The sequence below is a fragment of the Microbacterium paludicola genome (assembly GCF_015235415.1).
Taxonomy (GTDB): Bacteria; Actinomycetota; Actinomycetes; order Actinomycetales; family Microbacteriaceae; genus Microbacterium; species Microbacterium paludicola.
The window spans coordinates 36,949-52,445 of the sequence record NZ_JADGLL010000010.1 but is presented as its reverse complement, the minus strand read 5'-3'; the positions used below and the strand labels follow the sequence as shown (position 1 = coordinate 52,445).

The following is a 15,497-nucleotide window of genomic DNA, read 5'->3' as shown; positions in this document are numbered from 1 at the left end:
CGAACGCCAAATCCGCCGCCCCGCGGTCACAGGTGCATATCGAAGCGCCCGGAGGCGTGCGGTCAGCCCCTCGCGGTCGGCGCGATCTCCGCGAGGAGCTCCTCGACGTGCCGGCGGATCTCGTCGCGCACGCGGCGCACGCCGTCGACGTCGAGCCCCTCGGGATCCTGCAGGTGCCAGTCGAGGTAGCGCTTGCCGGGGTACAGGGGGCAGGCGTCCCCGCAGCCCATGGTGATCACGGCGTCGGCCGCGCGGACCACGTCGTCGGTGAGGGGCTTGGGGAACTCTGCCGACACGTCGGCGCCGATCTCGTCGAGCACCTCCGTGACAACGGGCAGGATCCGCTCGCCCGGCTGCGATCCGGCGGAGCGCACGTGCACCCGGTCGCCGGCGATCATGCGGGTGATCGCGGCCGCCATCTGCGAGCGGCCCGAGTTCTGGACGCACACGAACAGCACCTCGGGCACGGCCTTGTCGATCAGTCCCTTCGACTGCGCGAGCGCGAGCAGCCGATCCTGCGCGAAGTTCTCGGAGAGCGCGGGCAGCAGCCGCGTGACCTTCGCGGTGCGCGCGAGAGCCGCGTACGACTCGAACACCACGCGCTCGACGGTCTCCTCGTTCACGATGCCGTCGAACCGGACGGCGAGGCGCTCAGCCGCGCGGTGGAGCACCGCGTCTGGCGAGAGGAGCCCGCCGCTCTCGTTCGCGCTGCGCCCATCCTGGATCTGAGACATCGGATCCTCCTCGATCGTCGACTCTGCGAGAAGCATAGATCAACATCTATGTATTGGGAATGGCTTCCTCCATCGCTGAGCGAATGTCGGCGCAACCGACCCATAGACTGTTGTCTATGCATCCGGATCGAGTCTCCTCCCGGCCGCTCGTCGGCGAGTTCCTCGGCAGCGCGCTGCTCGCGGCGATCGTCGTGGGGTCCGGGATCATGGCGCAGCGGCTGTCGCCGGGCGATGCGGGCCTGCAGCTGCTGCAGAACGCCTTCGCCACGGCGCTCGGCCTCGGCGTGCTGATCGCGCTGTTCCAGCCGATCTCCGGCGCCCACTTCAATCCCGTCGTGACGATCGCCGACGCCGCCCTCGGCGCCCGCCGCTGGCGCGAGGTCGGCCCCTATGTTCTGGCGCAGATCCTCGGCTGCGTCGCGGGCGCGATCCTCGCCAACGTGATGTTCGCCGCGCCCGCGGTCTCCTGGAGCACAACGGCACGCGCGACGCCCCCGAACCTGATCGCCGAGGTCGTGGCGACCGCGGGACTGGTGCTGGCGATCTTCGTCCTGGTCCGGACGGGGCGGGGCTCGATGGCCGCGCCCGTCGTCGGCGCGTACATCGGCGCCGCCTACTACTTCACGGCGTCGACGAGCTTCGCGAACCCCGCGATCACGATCGGCCGGATGTTCTCGGACACGTTCGCGGGAATCGCGCCGGCCTCGACGCCGTCGTTCATCCTGGCTCAGCTCGTCGGCGGCACGGTCGGTCTCGCGCTGGCGGTGTGGCTGACGCCGCAGCAACGGCCGGCGGTGACGACACGGCATGCCGACCTCGCCCAGGCATCGCCCGACCGATGATTTCTTCGATACTTCTTCTCCACAGGCCCATCTGACATCGAACGAATGTCTGAGGTCCCTGGCAGACTTGTCGCATGGCCGGGACGGGCTTCGCGCAGAGATGGGACCTCGATCCCGCGCGCCGTGACGCACTGAACGCGATCATCGACGGCGTCGCCGCGGCCGACCAGATGATCGCCGGCGTCACCGCGATCAAGGCGAACCTGCTCGCGCGGGCGCAGCTGATGGCCGAAGATCTCATCCACGAGGCGCAGGCTCCGGCGAGGTGGGACCTTCCGGTGCGGGCGATCGCGGCCGACATCGCCGTGGCGACGAATGCCTCCGACCGCACGCTGCGCGCGCGGATGGAAGACGCCACCGTGCTGATCTCGAAGTTCCCAGCCACCTACAGCGCACTGTGCGAGGGGCGGATCTCCCCCGCTCACGCCACCGTCATCGTCGACGAGGGCGAGCGTCTGGACGACGCACACGTCCGCTCCCGCTACGAACGCGTCGTCGTCGAACGCGCCGCCGAGACGACACCCGGACGGCTGCGCCCGATCGCGCAGGCGGTCGCCGAAGAGCTCGAACCGATCCCGTTCGTCGAGCGGCATGAGGCCGCCCTCGAGCAGCGTCGCACCTGGGTCGACGACCTCCCCCAGGGCGTCAGTCACTTCAACGCCATCATCGAGAGCGTGCGCGCGCACGGCATCCAGGACATGCTGACGCAGATGGGGCTGTCGATCATGGATGCCGGTCCACTCCCCGACGACGTGCCTCTCGGTGACGAGAGGGCGGCCGCGACGAGCGCGGACACCCGCACCCTGCAGCAGCTGCGCGCCGACGCGTTCGTCGACTCGATGCTCGCCGGCGCCGCGAAGGCGCTCTCCGGTGATGGCGCGGCCGACACGACGGCGTGCTTCCGGCCGCGTGTGCAGATCACCATCCCGGTCGACACCCTCCTCGGCATCGGCGACGAACCCGCGTTCCTCGCCGGCCACGGCCCTGTCTCACCCGAGGTCGCGCGCCGCCTCGCGGGGCGCACTCACACCTGGGCGCGGCTGTTCGCCGATCCCGACACCGGATGCCTCCGCACCGTCGACACCTACGTCCCGACGGCCGATCAGAAGCGGTTCCTCGCCGCCCGAGACGAGCACTGCCGCTTCCCGGGCTGCCGGCAGCCGGTGTATCGCTGCGACCTCGACCACACGGTCGCGTATGCGGAGGGTGGTCGCACCGAGGTGGGCAACCTCGCGCCGCTGTGTCGCAGTCACCACGTGCTGAAACACAACTCCGACTGGGATGTCGAACAGGGGTTCGACGGGCTGATGGCCTGGATCAGTCCAACCGGACGCCGGAAGACCGACGTGCCTGCCCGGACGGTGAGGTTCGTCGCCGCGATCGAAGCCTCCGCCGACCCGGATCCGCCGCCGGAGCCGGCCTGGCGTGACCCTGCTCCGTTCTAGGCGCCGGGGACGGGGGTCGGCCGGCGCCGCTGAGCCGCGTGAGGCGGTGAACCGAGGCACTGAGCCCAGGCGGTGTGAGCTCAGGCGGTGAAGACCGTGTGCACGTCGCCCACCACGGCGCGGCCGCCGAGGTCGGTGAGCTCGAGGACCACGGCGGAGCCGGCGACGACCGCGCCGAGCTCGGTGACGAGACTCTGCGCCGCCGCGAGCGTCCCGCCGGTGGCGAGCACGTCGTCGAGCAGCAGCACGCGCTCGCCCTCGCGCAGCACTCCGGGCGCCTCGATCGTCGCCGTGCCGTACTCGAGCTCGTACGACACCGCCGCCGCCGGGCGCGGCAGCTTGCCGGCCTTGCGGATCTGCAGCATGCCCACGCCCCCGAGGGCCGCGGCGTAGCCGGCGAGCAGGAAGCCGCGGGCCTCGATACCCGCGACGATGTCGTAGGTGCCCTCGAAGGGCCGGATCAGCTCCTCGATGACCGCGCGCAGCGCCGGGCCGTCCGCCAGGAGCGGCGACACGTCGCGGAACAGCACGCCGGGCTCGGGATAATCCGGGGTCAGGGCGATCAGGGACTCGGCGCGCGTGAGGGCATCCACTCCCCCATCCTCCCGCACGTACCCTGGTGACATGCCCCGACTTCAGGCCGATGCCGACCCCTCGCGCTGGGTCGCCGTGACCGGATCGCTCGGGCTGCGCGGGCGTCGGCACCGCAAGGCGGCGATCCGGATGCTGCTGGGCCAGGGCTCCCGGATGATGGGCGGCCAGGGCCGCGGCAGCGGCCTGCTCGCGTGGACGCTGAGCCAGGCGGCGCCCCTGATGCTCCGCCGTGCCGACGGCCGCGTGCTGGTGTGGGTCTGGAAGGACGATCCCGAGCTCGTGGTGGTCGCGGCGCAGGTTCAGGAGATCACTGCGCAGCTGCGCGCCGCGCGCGCGATGATGCCCATGGAGTACGACGACACCGAACCGTTCCAGGGCGCCTACCTCGGCATGGGCGAGAAGCTCGTGCTCGACCGCCCCGACGCCGCCGGCGCCCCGCCCATGGCGGAGTACACGTGGGACACCGGCGCGCACTTCGTGACGGTCACCGCCCTGTGCGGCGACCCGCAGCGCTTCGGCACCGTGATAGCGGAGGTGGATGCGCTCGCGCGCATCGTCCGACTGACGGACGACCTCCGCGTCACGGAGACGACGGGCGTCCTCCGACTCGGTCCCGCCTGACCTCGCGACCCAAACTCCCGCTCAGCGGAACGTCTAAGCGCATGTTCCCAGCGGATGTCAAGCCCCTGCCGACCTCATCCGCATCTCCGTAACGTGATTGTCGCGGGAGATCCCCGCAGGAAGGGAGCGCGTCATGGGCTTCATCGCATTCATCATCCTCGGACTCATTGCCGGAGCGATCGCGAAGGCGATCCTGCCTGGACGGCAGGGCGGCGGCTGGATCGCAACCCTCATCCTGGGCGTCGTCGGCGCACTGCTGGGTGGTTGGCTCGGCGGTCTGATCTTCGATGCGAACCTCGAGGGATTCTTCGATATCACCACGTGGCTCCTCGCCATCGGTGGCGCGATCATCGTGCTGCTGATCTGGGGCCTCATCACGGGCCGCAACAAGACGGCTCGGTAACACCCAACAGACGTCGGCGCACCCCCTCGTGTCCGACCGCAAGGGGATCCCTCCTTCACGAGCCACCTGACCCCGCGGATCGCGGGTCGGCCCCGGAGGGGCGAGGATCCCGGCAAGCGAACGCCCGTCGCAGATGCGACGGGCGTTCTGCCGTGCACGGGCACGTGCGAAGCACACGGGAGGCACGAAGAGAGCCCGGAGAGGACATCCTCTCCGGGCTCTCGCGCGGATCAGTCAGCCAGCCGGAACCAGACCGTCGCGAGCGGCGGCACCGCGATCTCCGCATGGCTGTCCGCGGGCACGTCGACGCGGCCGAGGTTCCCGACGCCCGAGCCGCCGTAGCCGGAGGCGTCGGTGTTGAGCACCTCGTCCCACGCGCCGGGCTGCGGGAAGCGCAGCCGGTAGCGGTCGTGCGGCTGGGCCGAGAAGTTGCTCACGGCGACAAGCCGCGATCCCTCGCCGTCGGTGCGGGCGAACGCGAACACGTTCGCCCCCGCGTCATCCGCGACGAGCCATTCGAAGCCGGCCGGCTGGGTGTCGAGCGCCCACAGCGCCGGCGTCTCGCGATAGCGCCCGTTGATGTCGCGCATCGCGTGGTGCACGCCGCGGTGGTCGGGAAGGTCGAGCAGCCACCAGTCGAGCTCGCGGGCCTCTGCCCACTCCGACTCCTGGGCGAACTCGCTGCCCATGAACAGCAGCTGCTTGCCGGGATGCGCCCACATGTACGCAAGATAGGCGCGCAGGGTGGCGAGCTGCCGCCAGCGATCCCCCGGCGCCTTGCGCAGCAGCGATCCCTTGCCGTGGACGACCTCGTCGTGCGAGATCGGCAGCACGTAGTTCTCGGACCAGGCGTACACGAGCGAGAACGTCATCTCGCCGTGGTGGTGCATGCGGTGCACGGGATCGCGCTTGAGGTAGCCGAGCGAGTCGTGCATCCAGCCCATGTTCCACTTGAACCCGAAGCCGAGCCCGCCACCGGAGGTCGGTCCGGTGACGCCGGGCCACGACGTCGATTCCTCGGCGATCGTCACCACGCCGGGGACCCGGCGGTAGACGGTCGCGTTCATCTCCTGCAGGAACTGCACCGCCTCGAGGTTCTCGCGGCCGCCGTGGATGTTCGGCGTCCACTCGCCGTCCTTCCGGGCGTAGTCGAGGTAGAGCATCGAGGCGACCCCGTCCACGCGCAGACCGTCGGCGTGGAACTCCTCGAGCCAATAGATCGCGTTCGCGTAGAGAAAGTTGCGCACCGGCGGATTGCCGAAATCGAAGATGTGAGAGCCCCACTCCTTGTGCCAGCCGCGCTGCGGGTTGGGGTCCTCGTACAGCGGGGCGCCGTCGAAGCGCGCGAGCGCCCACTCGTCGGTGGCGAAGTGGCCGGGCACCCAGTCGAGGATGACCCCGATCCCCGCCTGGTGGAGGCGGTCGATCAGGTAGCGGAGGCCATCCGGATCGCCGAAGCGGCTGTCTGGGGCGTAGTACGACGTGACGTGGTAGCCCCAGGACCCGCCGAACGGATGCTGCATCACGGGCATGAACTCGACGTGCGTGAAGCCGAGGTCGCTGACGTAGCCGACGAGCTCGTCGGCGAGCTGCGCGTACGTCTTGTCGCGGCGCCAGGATCCGAGGTGCACCTCGTAGATCGCCATCGGCTTGTCGGTGTGCCCCCGCGCGGCGTCGGCCGCCCGCCGGTCGAGCCACTCCGCATCGCCCCAGCGGTAGGAGGACTCGTGCACGATCGACGCGGTCAGCGGCGGCTTCTCGGCGTAGCCGGCCATCGGGTCGGCCTTCTCGCGCCAGACGCCGTCGACGCCGAGGATCTGGTACTTGTACCTGGTGCCGATGCCGACGTCCGGCACGAACAGCTCCCAGACTCCCGACGAGCCGAGGCGGCGCATCGGGTGCTCGCGGCCGTCCCAGTCATTGAAGTCGGCCTTGACGCGCACGGCTCGGGCGCGCGGCGCCCACACGGCGAACGCCGTGCCGGTGACATCCGGCGCATCGCCCCAGCCCTCGTAGCGGTGCACGTGCGCTCCGAGCACGCGCCACAGCGCCTCGTGGCGCCCCTCGCCGATCAGGTGCTGGTCGACCTCGCCGAGCGTGGGAAGGAAGCGGTACGGGTCGTCGCGGTCGGTGACGATCCGGTCCTCCCCCTCGCCGTACGCGGTCTCGACGCGGTACGGCGGCACGTCACCCGAGGCGACGCCGGGAAGCACCCCGACCCAGATTCCCTCGTGCTCGTGCTCCAGCTCGACCGCTGCCCACCCGTCGGGGAAGCGCCGAGTGGGCGCCGTCTTGTACCGCACCGTCACGCCCGCGGCGAGCGGCTTCAGCACGCGCACCGTCACGCCGCCCTCGTGGGGATGCGGCCCGAGCACGGAGTGCGCGTCGTGATGCAGGCCCGCGGCGACCGCGGTGAGCGTCGGCTTGTCGACGGGCAGGATTGTCGCGTCTGTCATCATCCACCGATCCGTTCCAGCGCGGCCAGCGGGATCGCGATCCACGACGGCCGGTTGCGCTTCTCGTAGACGGCCTCGTACACGGCCTTGTCGGCGACGTACGCGTCGAGCAGCACGCTCTGCTGCGGGGAGAGCTCGGGGCCGTTGCCGAGCGCGGCAACGTACCCCTCGAGGAAGTGGCGCCGCGCGCGGGCCGACCATTCCCGGGCCCGCTGGGCGCGCAGCGGCGCATCCGGATCCTCCCCGCCGCCGGTCGACATCTCGACCACGCGCGCCGCGTAGTCGAACGACCGCAGCATCCCCGCGACGTCGCGCCAGGGCGAATCCGGGAGCGCGCGCTCGGCGAACGGACGTCCGGGCTCTCCCTCGAAGTCGACGATCTTCCAGCCGTGCGAGGTGCGCAGGGTCTGCCCCAGATGCAGGTCGCCGTGCACGCGCTGCACGTCGAGCTGACCGAGCGCGGCGACCGCGTCGTACGCCGCGCTCAGCCGCGCGGCGTAGGGCTCGACCTCCGGCACGACCCGGCGGGCCTGCTCGAGGCGCGCGATCATCGCGTCGGCGAGCTCGCCCGTCGAATCCTCGCCTCGACCCTGCTTCGGGAAGCTGTCGCGCAGCATCCTGTGCACCTCGGCGAGCGCCTCGCCGAGCCGAGTCGCCTCGCCGGCGAAGTCGCCGCCCGACTCCTCGACGCTGAGGTCGAGGTGCGCGAGCAGCGTGCGGACGCTGCCCGTGGCGAGCTCGAAGCCGTCGCTCGCGGTGCGGAGGAACTCCTGCAGCATCGCCAGCTGGAGCACGCCCTCGTCCTCCGGCAGGTCGATCTCGATCCAGCCGTACAGGTCGGCGACGTACTCGGACCCGCCGCGCGTGAGCACCTCGTGGATCTCGATGTCGGGGTTCACCCCGGGCCTCACCTTGCGGAACAGCTTCATGATCGCGGTGTCGTCGAACTTCACCGACGAGTTCGACTGCTCGCCCGTCAGCGGCGCCGACTGCAGCTCGGGGTTCAGCGCGACGCCGGGCACGCGGCGGAACCGCATCCCGCCGAGCTGGGCGGTGCCGGTCGCCTCGGCCTCGACGAAACCCTCGAGCCACAGCGTCATGGCCGCGCGGTCGTGGGCGGCGTCGTACAGGTGGACGGGGTGGCCGTCCTCGCCTTCGACGGATCCCACGAAGGCGTATGCGATGCGCTCCTGCACCTCGTCGTAGCGCGACAGCGGCACGTGGTACTGCTCGGCGCCGCCCTCGTCGTCGGAGTAGTCGACCGTGACGAGGTAGACGGTGACGCGCCCCACACCCTCCGGTGCGGGGTCGACCGGGAGCTCGGCGAACGGGCGGACGCCGCTGACGTGGAACGGCCGGCCCTTGCCGCCGAACCACCGGGTGCGCGACAGATAGCCCTGCCAGAGGGCGTCCTCGTTCTCCAGGGACTCGCTCACAGCAGGCCCACCTCCTCCTCGTCGGCCGGCGCGTGCAGCTGGAACCAGTAGAACGCGTGCCCGCCGAGTGTCAACAGGTACGGCAGCTCCCCGATGCGCGGGAAGGGAACCCCGCCGATCAGCTCGACCGGCACCATCCCCTGAAACCGCCGCAGGTCGAGCTCGACCGGCTGCGGGAACTGCGACAGGTTGTTGACGCACACGATCACGTCGACGGATCCGTCGGGATTCGTGTGCTCACGCGAGTACGACAGCACCGCCGGGTTCGACCCGCCGAGGTCGTTGAAGCTGCCGAGCCCGAACGCCGGGTGGCGCTTGCGCGCCTGGATGATCTGCCGCGTCCAGTGGAGCAGCGATGAGCGGTTCTCCTGCTGCGCCTCGACGTTCACCGACAGGTAGCCGTAGACCGGATCCTGCACCACCGGCAGCGACAGCTTGCCGGGGTTCGCGGTCGAGAACCCGGCGTTGCGGTCGCTCGTCCACTGCATGGGCGTGCGGACGCCGTCTCGGTCGCCGAGCCAGATGTTGTCGCCCATGCCGATCTCGTCGCCGTAGTACAGCACCGGCGATCCTGGCAGCGACAGCAGCAGCGCGGTGAACAGCTCGATCTGATCGATGTCGTTCTCGAGCAGTGGCGCGAGACGGCGGCGGATGCCGATGTTCGCCTTCATCCGCGGATCCTGCGCGTACTCGTTCCACATGTAGTCGCGGTCCTCGTCCGTGACCATCTCGAGCGTGAGCTCGTCGTGGTTGCGCAGGAAGATCCCCCACTGGGTGCCGGACGGGATGGGCGGCGTCTGCGCCAGGATCTCGCTGATCGGGTAGCGCGACTCGCGACGCACCGCCATGAAGATGCGCGGCATCACCGGGAAGTGGAAGCACATGTGGCACTCGTCGCCGCCGGCGTCCGGATTGCCGAAGTAGTCGACGACGTCGGCCGGCCACTGGTTCGCCTCCGCCAGCAGCACCCGCCCGGGGTACTCCTCGTCGACGATGCGTCGCACCTTGCGCAGGAACTCGTGCGTCTCGGGCAGGTTCTCGCCGTTCGTCCCGGGACGCTCGTAGAGGTACGGCACCGCGTCGAGACGGAAGCCGTCCAGGCCCATGTCGAGCCAGAACCGCATTGCGTCGAGCATCGCCTCGTGCACCCGGGGGTTGTCGAAGTTGAGGTCGGGCTGGTGCGAGAAGAACCGGTGCCAGTAGTACTGCTGGCGCACCGGATCCCACGTCCAGTTGCTCGGCTCGGTGTCGACGAAGATGATGCGGGCTTCCTCGTACAGCTCGTCGGTGTCGCTCCACACGTAGAAATCGCCGTAGGGGCCATCCGGATCCGACCGACTCGCCTTGAACCACGGGTGCTCGTCGCTCGTGTGGTTCATCACGAAGTCGATGATCACCTTGATGCCGCGCGCGTGGGCGGCGTTGAGGAACACCTGGAAGTCCTCGACCGTGCCGAGCTCGGGCAGCACGCCCGTGTAGTCGGAGACGTCGTATCCGCCGTCGCGCAGGGGCGACGGAAAGAACGGCGGCAGCCACAGGCAGTCGACCCCGAGCCACTCGAGGTAGTCGAGCTTCTCGATGAGGCCGCGGAAGTCGCCGATGCCGTCGCCGTCGCCGTCCTTGAACGACCGCACGAGCACCTCGTAGAACACGGCGGTCTTGAACCACTCCGGCTCGGTGGCGTCCGGGCTGTCGGGGAAGGGCTCCTGCGAGAGCACAGGGATAGACGAGGTGAACGGGGCCGGCTCGGGGGTCATCCGGCGCTCCTCACGCTCAGGATGTGCGCGACGTCGCCCGCGGGATCCAGCCGCACGTAGTTGTCGGCGCCCCACACCCATTCCGCCCCGGTGAGCTCGTCGCGGACGACGTAGCTCTCGGGAAGGCCCGCGGCGGCGAGGTCGAGGCGCACCGTCGTCTCGTGCGCACCGTGCGGGTCGAGGTTGATCACCACGATGACGGTGTCGTCACCGTGGGTCTTGGAGAAGCACAGGATGTGCTCGTCGTCCGTGGCGTGCACGACGAGGTTCCGCAGCAGCCCCAGGGCGGGGTGGCTGCGGCGCAGCTCGTTGAGGGTGCGGATGTGCGGCATGAGCGTCTTGCCCGACCGCTCCGCGGCCTCCCAGTCGCGGATCCGGATCTGATACTTCTCGCTGTCGAGGTACTCCTCGCTGCCGGGCTTGACGGCCACATGCTCGAACAGCTCGTACCCCGCGTACATGCCCCACGCGGGCGTCGCCATCGCGGCGAGCGTCGCCCGGATCGCGAACATCGCCGGCCCGCCGTACTGCAGGGAGGCGTGCAGGATGTCGGGGGTGTTGACCCAGAAGTTGGGGCGCATCAGGTGGTCGCTCTCGCGCGACACCTCGCGCAGGTAGTCCTCGATCTCGCCCTTCGCCGTGCGCCACGTGAAGTACGTGTACGACTGGTGGAAGCCCACCGATCCGAGCGTGTGCATCATCGCCGGACGCGTGAACGCCTCCGAGAGGAACAGGACATCCGGATCCGTCTCGCGGATGTCGCCGAGCAGCCGCTCCCAGAACGCGACGGGCTTCGTGTGCGGGTTGTCGACGCGGAAGATGCGCACGCCGTGCGACATCCACAGCCGCACCACGCGCGTGACCTCGGCGACGACGCCCTCGAAGTCGTCGTCGAAGTGCATCGGGTAGATGTCCTGGTACTTCTTCGGCGGGTTCTCGGCGTACGCGATCGTGCCGTCGGCGCGCGTGCGGAAGAACTGCGGATGCGTCCTCACCCACGGATGATCGGGCGCCGCCTGCAGGGCGAGGTCGATCGCGACTTCGATTCCCAGCCCGTTCGCCCTCTTCACGAACGCGTCGAAGTCGGCGAACGTGCCGAGATCCGGATGGATGGCGTCGTGCCCGCCGTGCTTCGACCCGATCGCCCACGGCGATCCGGTGTCGTCCGGGCCGGGGGTCAGCGTGTTGTTGCGCCCCTTGCGGTTGATCTCGCCGATCGGGTGGATGGGCGGCAGGTACAGCACGTCGAAGCCCATCGCGGCGACCCGGTCGAGGCTCTTCGCCGCGGTTGTGAAGCTGCCGCTCGTGACCTTGCCGGTCTTCGGGTCGAGCGTCGCGCCCTCCGAACGGGGGAAGAACTCGTACCAGCTTCCCGTCAGCGCCCGCCGGCGGTCGGCGTAAAGCGGGAACGGGCCGGCGACCGTGAGCAGGTCGCGCAGCGGGTGACGCGCGAACATCGCCTGCGTCTCGGGGCTCTCGAGCACCGCCAGCCGCGCCTCGACGGGCCGGATCTCGTCGGTCGCCGCGTCCTCGGCGGCGGTGAGCGCCGCCTCGTCGTCGGCGCTCAGGTCCGTCGCCTCGGCTCGGATGCGCTCGAGCAGCAGACGGGCTTCGAGGAACATCAGCTCGACGTCGACGCCCGCCCGGATCTTCAGGCCCGCGTCGTGCGTCCAGGTCGCCAGCGGATCGGAGAACCCGTGCACCTCGAACGCCCAGTCACCCTCGGCATCGGGCGCGTCCCACGCCTCGTAGCGGTCGGTGCCGCGGACGAGCTCCTTCATGCGCACCGGGGGCCGGCGTTCGCCGTCCGGGCCGATCAGCACGAGCTCGGCGCCGAGCTGGTCGTGCCCCTCGCGGAACACTGTCGCCCGCACCGGCAGCGGCTCGCCGACCGTGGCCTTCGCCGGGCGCGCGCCGCCCTGCACGACGGGGTGGACATCGATGACGGGAATGCGTCCGACCATGTGCCCAACTTGTCACAGACAGGTCACGGGGGCCACCTGGGACGGGGGTCTTGCCACAGACTTCACGAGGGTGTAACCGATCACGACCTGTCGGCGCCGGGTGCTCCCACTAGCGTTGCCCTATGCGTGCGATCCGACGATTCACCGTTCGTCCCGTGCTGCCCGAGCCGCTCGCCGCGCTGGGTGAGCTTGCCGGGAATCTGCGCTGGTCATGGCACCTCGAGACGCAGGATGTCTTCGCCCACGTCGACCCCGAGCTCTGGCGGCGACTGCAGGATCCGGTGCGCCTGCTGGGATCCGTCAGCCCGTCGCGCTTCGAGGAACTCGCCGCCGACCACGCGTTCCTCGAGCGGCTCGGCCGCGTGCGCGACGACCTGCGCGGCTACCTCGCCGACGACCTCTGGTACCAGCGCGAGGTGCCGGATGCGCCGCGCGCGATCGCGTACTTCTCGCCCGAGTTCGGCATCGCCGCCGCGCTGCCGCAGTACTCGGGGGGCCTCGGCATCCTCGCCGGCGACCACCTCAAGGCGGCGAGTGACCTCGGCGTCCCGATCATCGGCGTGGGGCTGCTGTATCGCCACGGCTACTTCGCCCAGTCACTGTCGCGCGAGGGCTGGCAGCAGGAGTCGTATCCGGTGCTCGACCCCGACGAGCTGCCGATCACGGCGCTGCGCGACGGCGACGGAACGCCCGCCGAGATCGCGCTCGCGATGCCCGGGGGCCCCGACCTCCGCGCGCGCATCTGGGTCGCTCGTGTGGGGCGCGTGCCGCTGCTGCTGCTCGACACCGACGTGGATCAGAATCCGGATCACTACTCGGACGTCACCGACCGGCTGTACGGCGGAGGAAGCGAGCACCGGCTCCGCCAGGAGCTGCTCTTGGGAGTCGGCGGCGTGCGCGCGCTGCGGGAGTTCAGCCGCCTCACCGGGGCCCCGGTGCCCGAGGTCTACCACACGAACGAGGGCCACGCCGGGTTCCAGGGGCTCGAGCGGATCCGCGAGCTGACCGTCGGCGAGGACGCCGGGCTCGGCTTCGACGACGCCCTCGAGATGGCGCGCGCGTCCACCGTCTTCACGACGCACACGCCGGTTCCCGCCGGCATCGACCGCTTCGAGCGCACCCTCATCGCCCAGTACTTCGCGACGGAGGGCGGTGTGCTCCCCGGCGTGCCGACCGACCGGGTCCTGGCGCTCGGCGCCGAGGACTACGACGGCGGCGACCCCGCCGTGTTCAACATGGCAGTGATGGGCTTCCGGCTCGGCCAGCGCGCGAACGGCGTCTCGCAGCTTCACGGCCACGTCAGCCGCGACATGTTCAACGGCCTGTGGCCCGCGTTCGACGAGTCGGAGGTGCCGATCGGGTCGATCACCAACGGCGTTCACCTTCCCACCTGGCTTGCACGTGAGTTCCGGGAGCTGCTCGACGAGGCGGGCGCCGACATCGACGGCGACCTCGGCGCGTTCGCGCAGGCGCTCGACACCGTGCCGTTCTCGCGCGTGTGGGAGACCAAGCGCGACCTGCGCGAACGCCTCGTGATGGATGCCCGCACGCGGCTTCGCGCGTCCTGGAGCAAGCGGGGCGCCGTCGACGCCGAACTCGGCTGGATCGACGAGGCGCTCTCGCCCGACGTCCTCACGATCGGCTTCGCGCGCCGTGTCCCCTCCTACAAGCGCCTGACGCTGATGCTGCGCGACAAGGACCGTCTGAAGCGCCTGCTGCTGGATCCGGAGCGCCCGATCCAGCTCGTGATCGCCGGCAAGGCGCATCCGGCCGACGAGGGCGGCAAGCGACTGATCCAGGATCTCGTCCGCTTCGCGGATGCCGCCGACGTGCGCCACCGGATCGTGTTCCTGCCCAACTACGACATCGGCATGGCGCAGCAGCTGTACCCCGGCTGCGACGTGTGGCTGAACAACCCGCTGCGCCCTTACGAGGCGTGCGGCACGAGCGGCATGAAGGCGGCCCTGAACGGCGGCCTGAACCTGTCGATCCTCGACGGCTGGTGGGACGAGTGGTACGACGGCGAGAACGGCTGGGCGATCCCCTCGGCCGACGGCGTCGCCGACCCCGACAAGCGCGACGAGCTCGAGGCCGCGGCGCTCTACGACCTGCTCGAGCGCGAGATCGCACCGCGGTTCTATGACCGCAACAGCGAGGGCGTCCCCGTCCGCTGGATGGAGATGATGCGGCACACGCTCGAGTCGCTCGGCCCGAAGGTGCTCGCGACCCGCATGGTGCGCGACTACGTGGGGCAGCTCTACGCGCCGGCGGCCGCGTCGGCGCGGGCGCTCGACGGCGACTTCTCTGGGGCAATCGAGCTCGCCGCGTGGAAGCGGAGGGTGCGCGACGCCTGGCAGGGAGTGCGCGTCGAGCACGTCGAGTCGCACGGCGTCGACGAGGCGGCCGAGGTCGGCGCCGAGCTCAACGTGCAGGCGCACGTCGCGCTCGGCGGACTCACGCCCGACGACGTCGAGGTGCAGCTCGTCTACGGCCGCGCCGACGCCGACGACCAGCTGCGCGCGGTGCACTCCGCCGCGCTCGCGCCGATCGAGGCGTTCTCGGGCGGCCGCTGCGCGTTCACGGGCACGGTGCGTCTCGACCGCGCCGGCCCGTTCGGCTACACGGTGCGCGTCGTGCCGAGGAACCCCCACCTCGCCTCGACGGCCGAGCTGGGCCTCGCCGCCCTGGCGTAGTCACCCGAAGCGACCAAGGCGGAGACGCGCAAAGGTGCGGCGAACGCACCGAATGAGGCGCGTGAAGGTGCACACGCCGCACCTTTACCCCACCGGTTGCTGAGCGAGCTTGCGAGCCGAAGCGACCCACCCGAACCCGCCAGCCCGTGCGCGCCGTCATCTCGACTCGCTTCGCTCGCTCGATAACCGGGGTGGGGCGCACGCAGAGGTGCGGCGAACGCACCGAATGAGGCGCGTGAAGGTGCACACGCCGCACGTCTACCCCCACCCGGTTGCTGAGCGAGCTTGCGAGCCGAAGCGACCCACCCGAAGCGGCCCATCCGTGCAAGCCGTCATCTCGACTCGCTCCGCTCGCTCGATAACCGAGGGGTTGGGTACGGACCTGTGCCGCCCGACCGGTTGCTGAGCGAGCTTGCGAGCCGAAGCGACCGGCCCCAAGCCGCCCACCCGTGCGAGCCGTCATCTCGACTCGCTCCGCTCGCTCGATAACCGACGGTGACTACAGCACCTGTGCCCCTGTGCGAACGAAGTGAGCGTGGAGCGAAGCGACCA

9 protein-coding genes and 1 pseudogene are annotated in these 15,497 nt (G+C 70.2%); 5 read left to right on the top strand and 5 right to left on the bottom strand.

All coding sequences use genetic code 11. The features are described from left to right. Positions 1 to 62 precede the first annotated feature (62 nt). Positions 63 to 734: an arsenate reductase ArsC gene (locus tag IR155_RS06335; protein WP_135114003.1), complete on the bottom strand. Its 672-nt coding sequence runs from the start codon at positions 732 to 734 to the stop codon at positions 63 to 65. 116 nt (positions 735 to 850) lie between these two features. On the opposite strand from IR155_RS06335, the gene IR155_RS06330 reads away from it, so the two are divergent. Continuing rightward, the gene (locus IR155_RS06330) at positions 851 to 1,576 is read left to right on the top strand and encodes an aquaporin (RefSeq protein WP_135114002.1); all 726 of its coding nucleotides are present in this window, start codon (positions 851 to 853) and stop codon (positions 1,574 to 1,576) included. A gap of 74 nt (positions 1,577 to 1,650) precedes the next feature. Next, positions 1,651 to 3,021 carry an HNH endonuclease signature motif containing protein gene (locus tag IR155_RS06325; RefSeq protein WP_135114001.1) on the top strand — a complete coding sequence of 457 codons (1,371 nt, stop codon included), beginning with the start codon at positions 1,651 to 1,653 and terminating at the stop codon, positions 3,019 to 3,021. An 80-nt stretch (positions 3,022 to 3,101) separates the two neighbouring features. Here the strand turns inward: IR155_RS06325 and IR155_RS06320 are convergent, their stop codons facing one another. Then, positions 3,102 to 3,614 carry an adenine phosphoribosyltransferase gene (locus IR155_RS06320; protein WP_233441127.1) on the bottom strand — a complete coding sequence of 171 codons (513 nt, stop codon included), beginning with the start codon at positions 3,612 to 3,614 and terminating at the stop codon, positions 3,102 to 3,104. A gap of 31 nt (positions 3,615 to 3,645) precedes the next feature. Here IR155_RS06320 and IR155_RS06315 point away from each other — a divergent pair, with 31 nt between their 5' ends. Further along, on the top strand, positions 3,646 to 4,236 hold the full coding sequence (locus tag IR155_RS06315) for a hypothetical protein (RefSeq protein ID WP_135113999.1): 591 nt from the start codon (positions 3,646 to 3,648) through the stop codon (positions 4,234 to 4,236). A gap of 133 nt (positions 4,237 to 4,369) precedes the next feature. Continuing rightward, positions 4,370 to 4,639 (top strand): GlsB/YeaQ/YmgE family stress response membrane protein, encoded by a 270-nt coding sequence (locus tag IR155_RS06310; protein WP_135113998.1) that lies wholly within the window; start codon positions 4,370 to 4,372, stop codon positions 4,637 to 4,639. Positions 4,640 to 4,869: 230 nt separating this feature from the next. Here IR155_RS06310 and glgB read toward each other — a convergent pair. The 3 genes and pseudogenes from glgB to IR155_RS06290 form a co-directional block, all read right to left on the bottom strand. Further along, positions 4,870 to 8,531, bottom strand: a pseudogene (gene glgB, locus IR155_RS16330) (1,4-alpha-glucan branching protein GlgB). Continuing rightward, a complete protein-coding gene (treS, locus tag IR155_RS06295; protein WP_135113995.1) occupies positions 8,528 to 10,288 on the bottom strand; it encodes a maltose alpha-D-glucosyltransferase in 1,761 nt (586 codons plus the stop codon). Before treS ends, glgB begins: the two are co-directional and overlap by 4 nt. Then, positions 10,285 to 12,252, bottom strand: a complete 1,968-nt coding sequence (locus IR155_RS06290) for a maltotransferase domain-containing protein (RefSeq protein ID WP_135113994.1) — start codon at positions 12,250 to 12,252, stop codon at positions 10,285 to 10,287. The genes treS and IR155_RS06290 overlap by 4 nt, the downstream gene beginning before the upstream one ends. Positions 12,253 to 12,374: 122 nt before the next feature. Here IR155_RS06290 and glgP point away from each other — a divergent pair, with 122 nt between their 5' ends. Next, on the top strand, positions 12,375 to 14,945 hold the full coding sequence (gene glgP, locus IR155_RS06285; protein WP_135113993.1) for an alpha-glucan family phosphorylase: 2,571 nt from the start codon (positions 12,375 to 12,377) through the stop codon (positions 14,943 to 14,945). Positions 14,946 to 15,497 lie beyond the last annotated feature (552 nt).

What these genes read in the sequence shown, in the direction of transcription:
- IR155_RS06335 (WP_135114003.1), bottom strand. Translation starts at nt 734, where the DNA reads ATGTCTCAGATCCAGGATGGGCGCAGCGCGAACGAGAGCGGCGGGCTC.
- glgP (WP_135113993.1), top strand. Translation starts at nt 12,375, where the DNA reads ATGCGTGCGATCCGACGATTCACCGTTCGTCCCGTGCTGCCCGAGCCG.
- IR155_RS06310 (WP_135113998.1), top strand. Translation starts at nt 4,370, where the DNA reads ATGGGCTTCATCGCATTCATCATCCTCGGACTCATTGCCGGAGCGATC.
- IR155_RS06315 (WP_135113999.1), top strand. Translation starts at nt 3,646, where the DNA reads ATGCCCCGACTTCAGGCCGATGCCGACCCCTCGCGCTGGGTCGCCGTG.
- IR155_RS06325 (WP_135114001.1), top strand. Translation starts at nt 1,651, where the DNA reads ATGGCCGGGACGGGCTTCGCGCAGAGATGGGACCTCGATCCCGCGCGC.
- IR155_RS06290 (WP_135113994.1), bottom strand. Translation starts at nt 12,252, where the DNA reads ATGGTCGGACGCATTCCCGTCATCGATGTCCACCCCGTCGTGCAGGGC.
- IR155_RS06330 (WP_135114002.1), top strand. Translation starts at nt 851, where the DNA reads ATGCATCCGGATCGAGTCTCCTCCCGGCCGCTCGTCGGCGAGTTCCTC.
- treS (WP_135113995.1), bottom strand. Translation starts at nt 10,288, where the DNA reads ATGACCCCCGAGCCGGCCCCGTTCACCTCGTCTATCCCTGTGCTCTCG.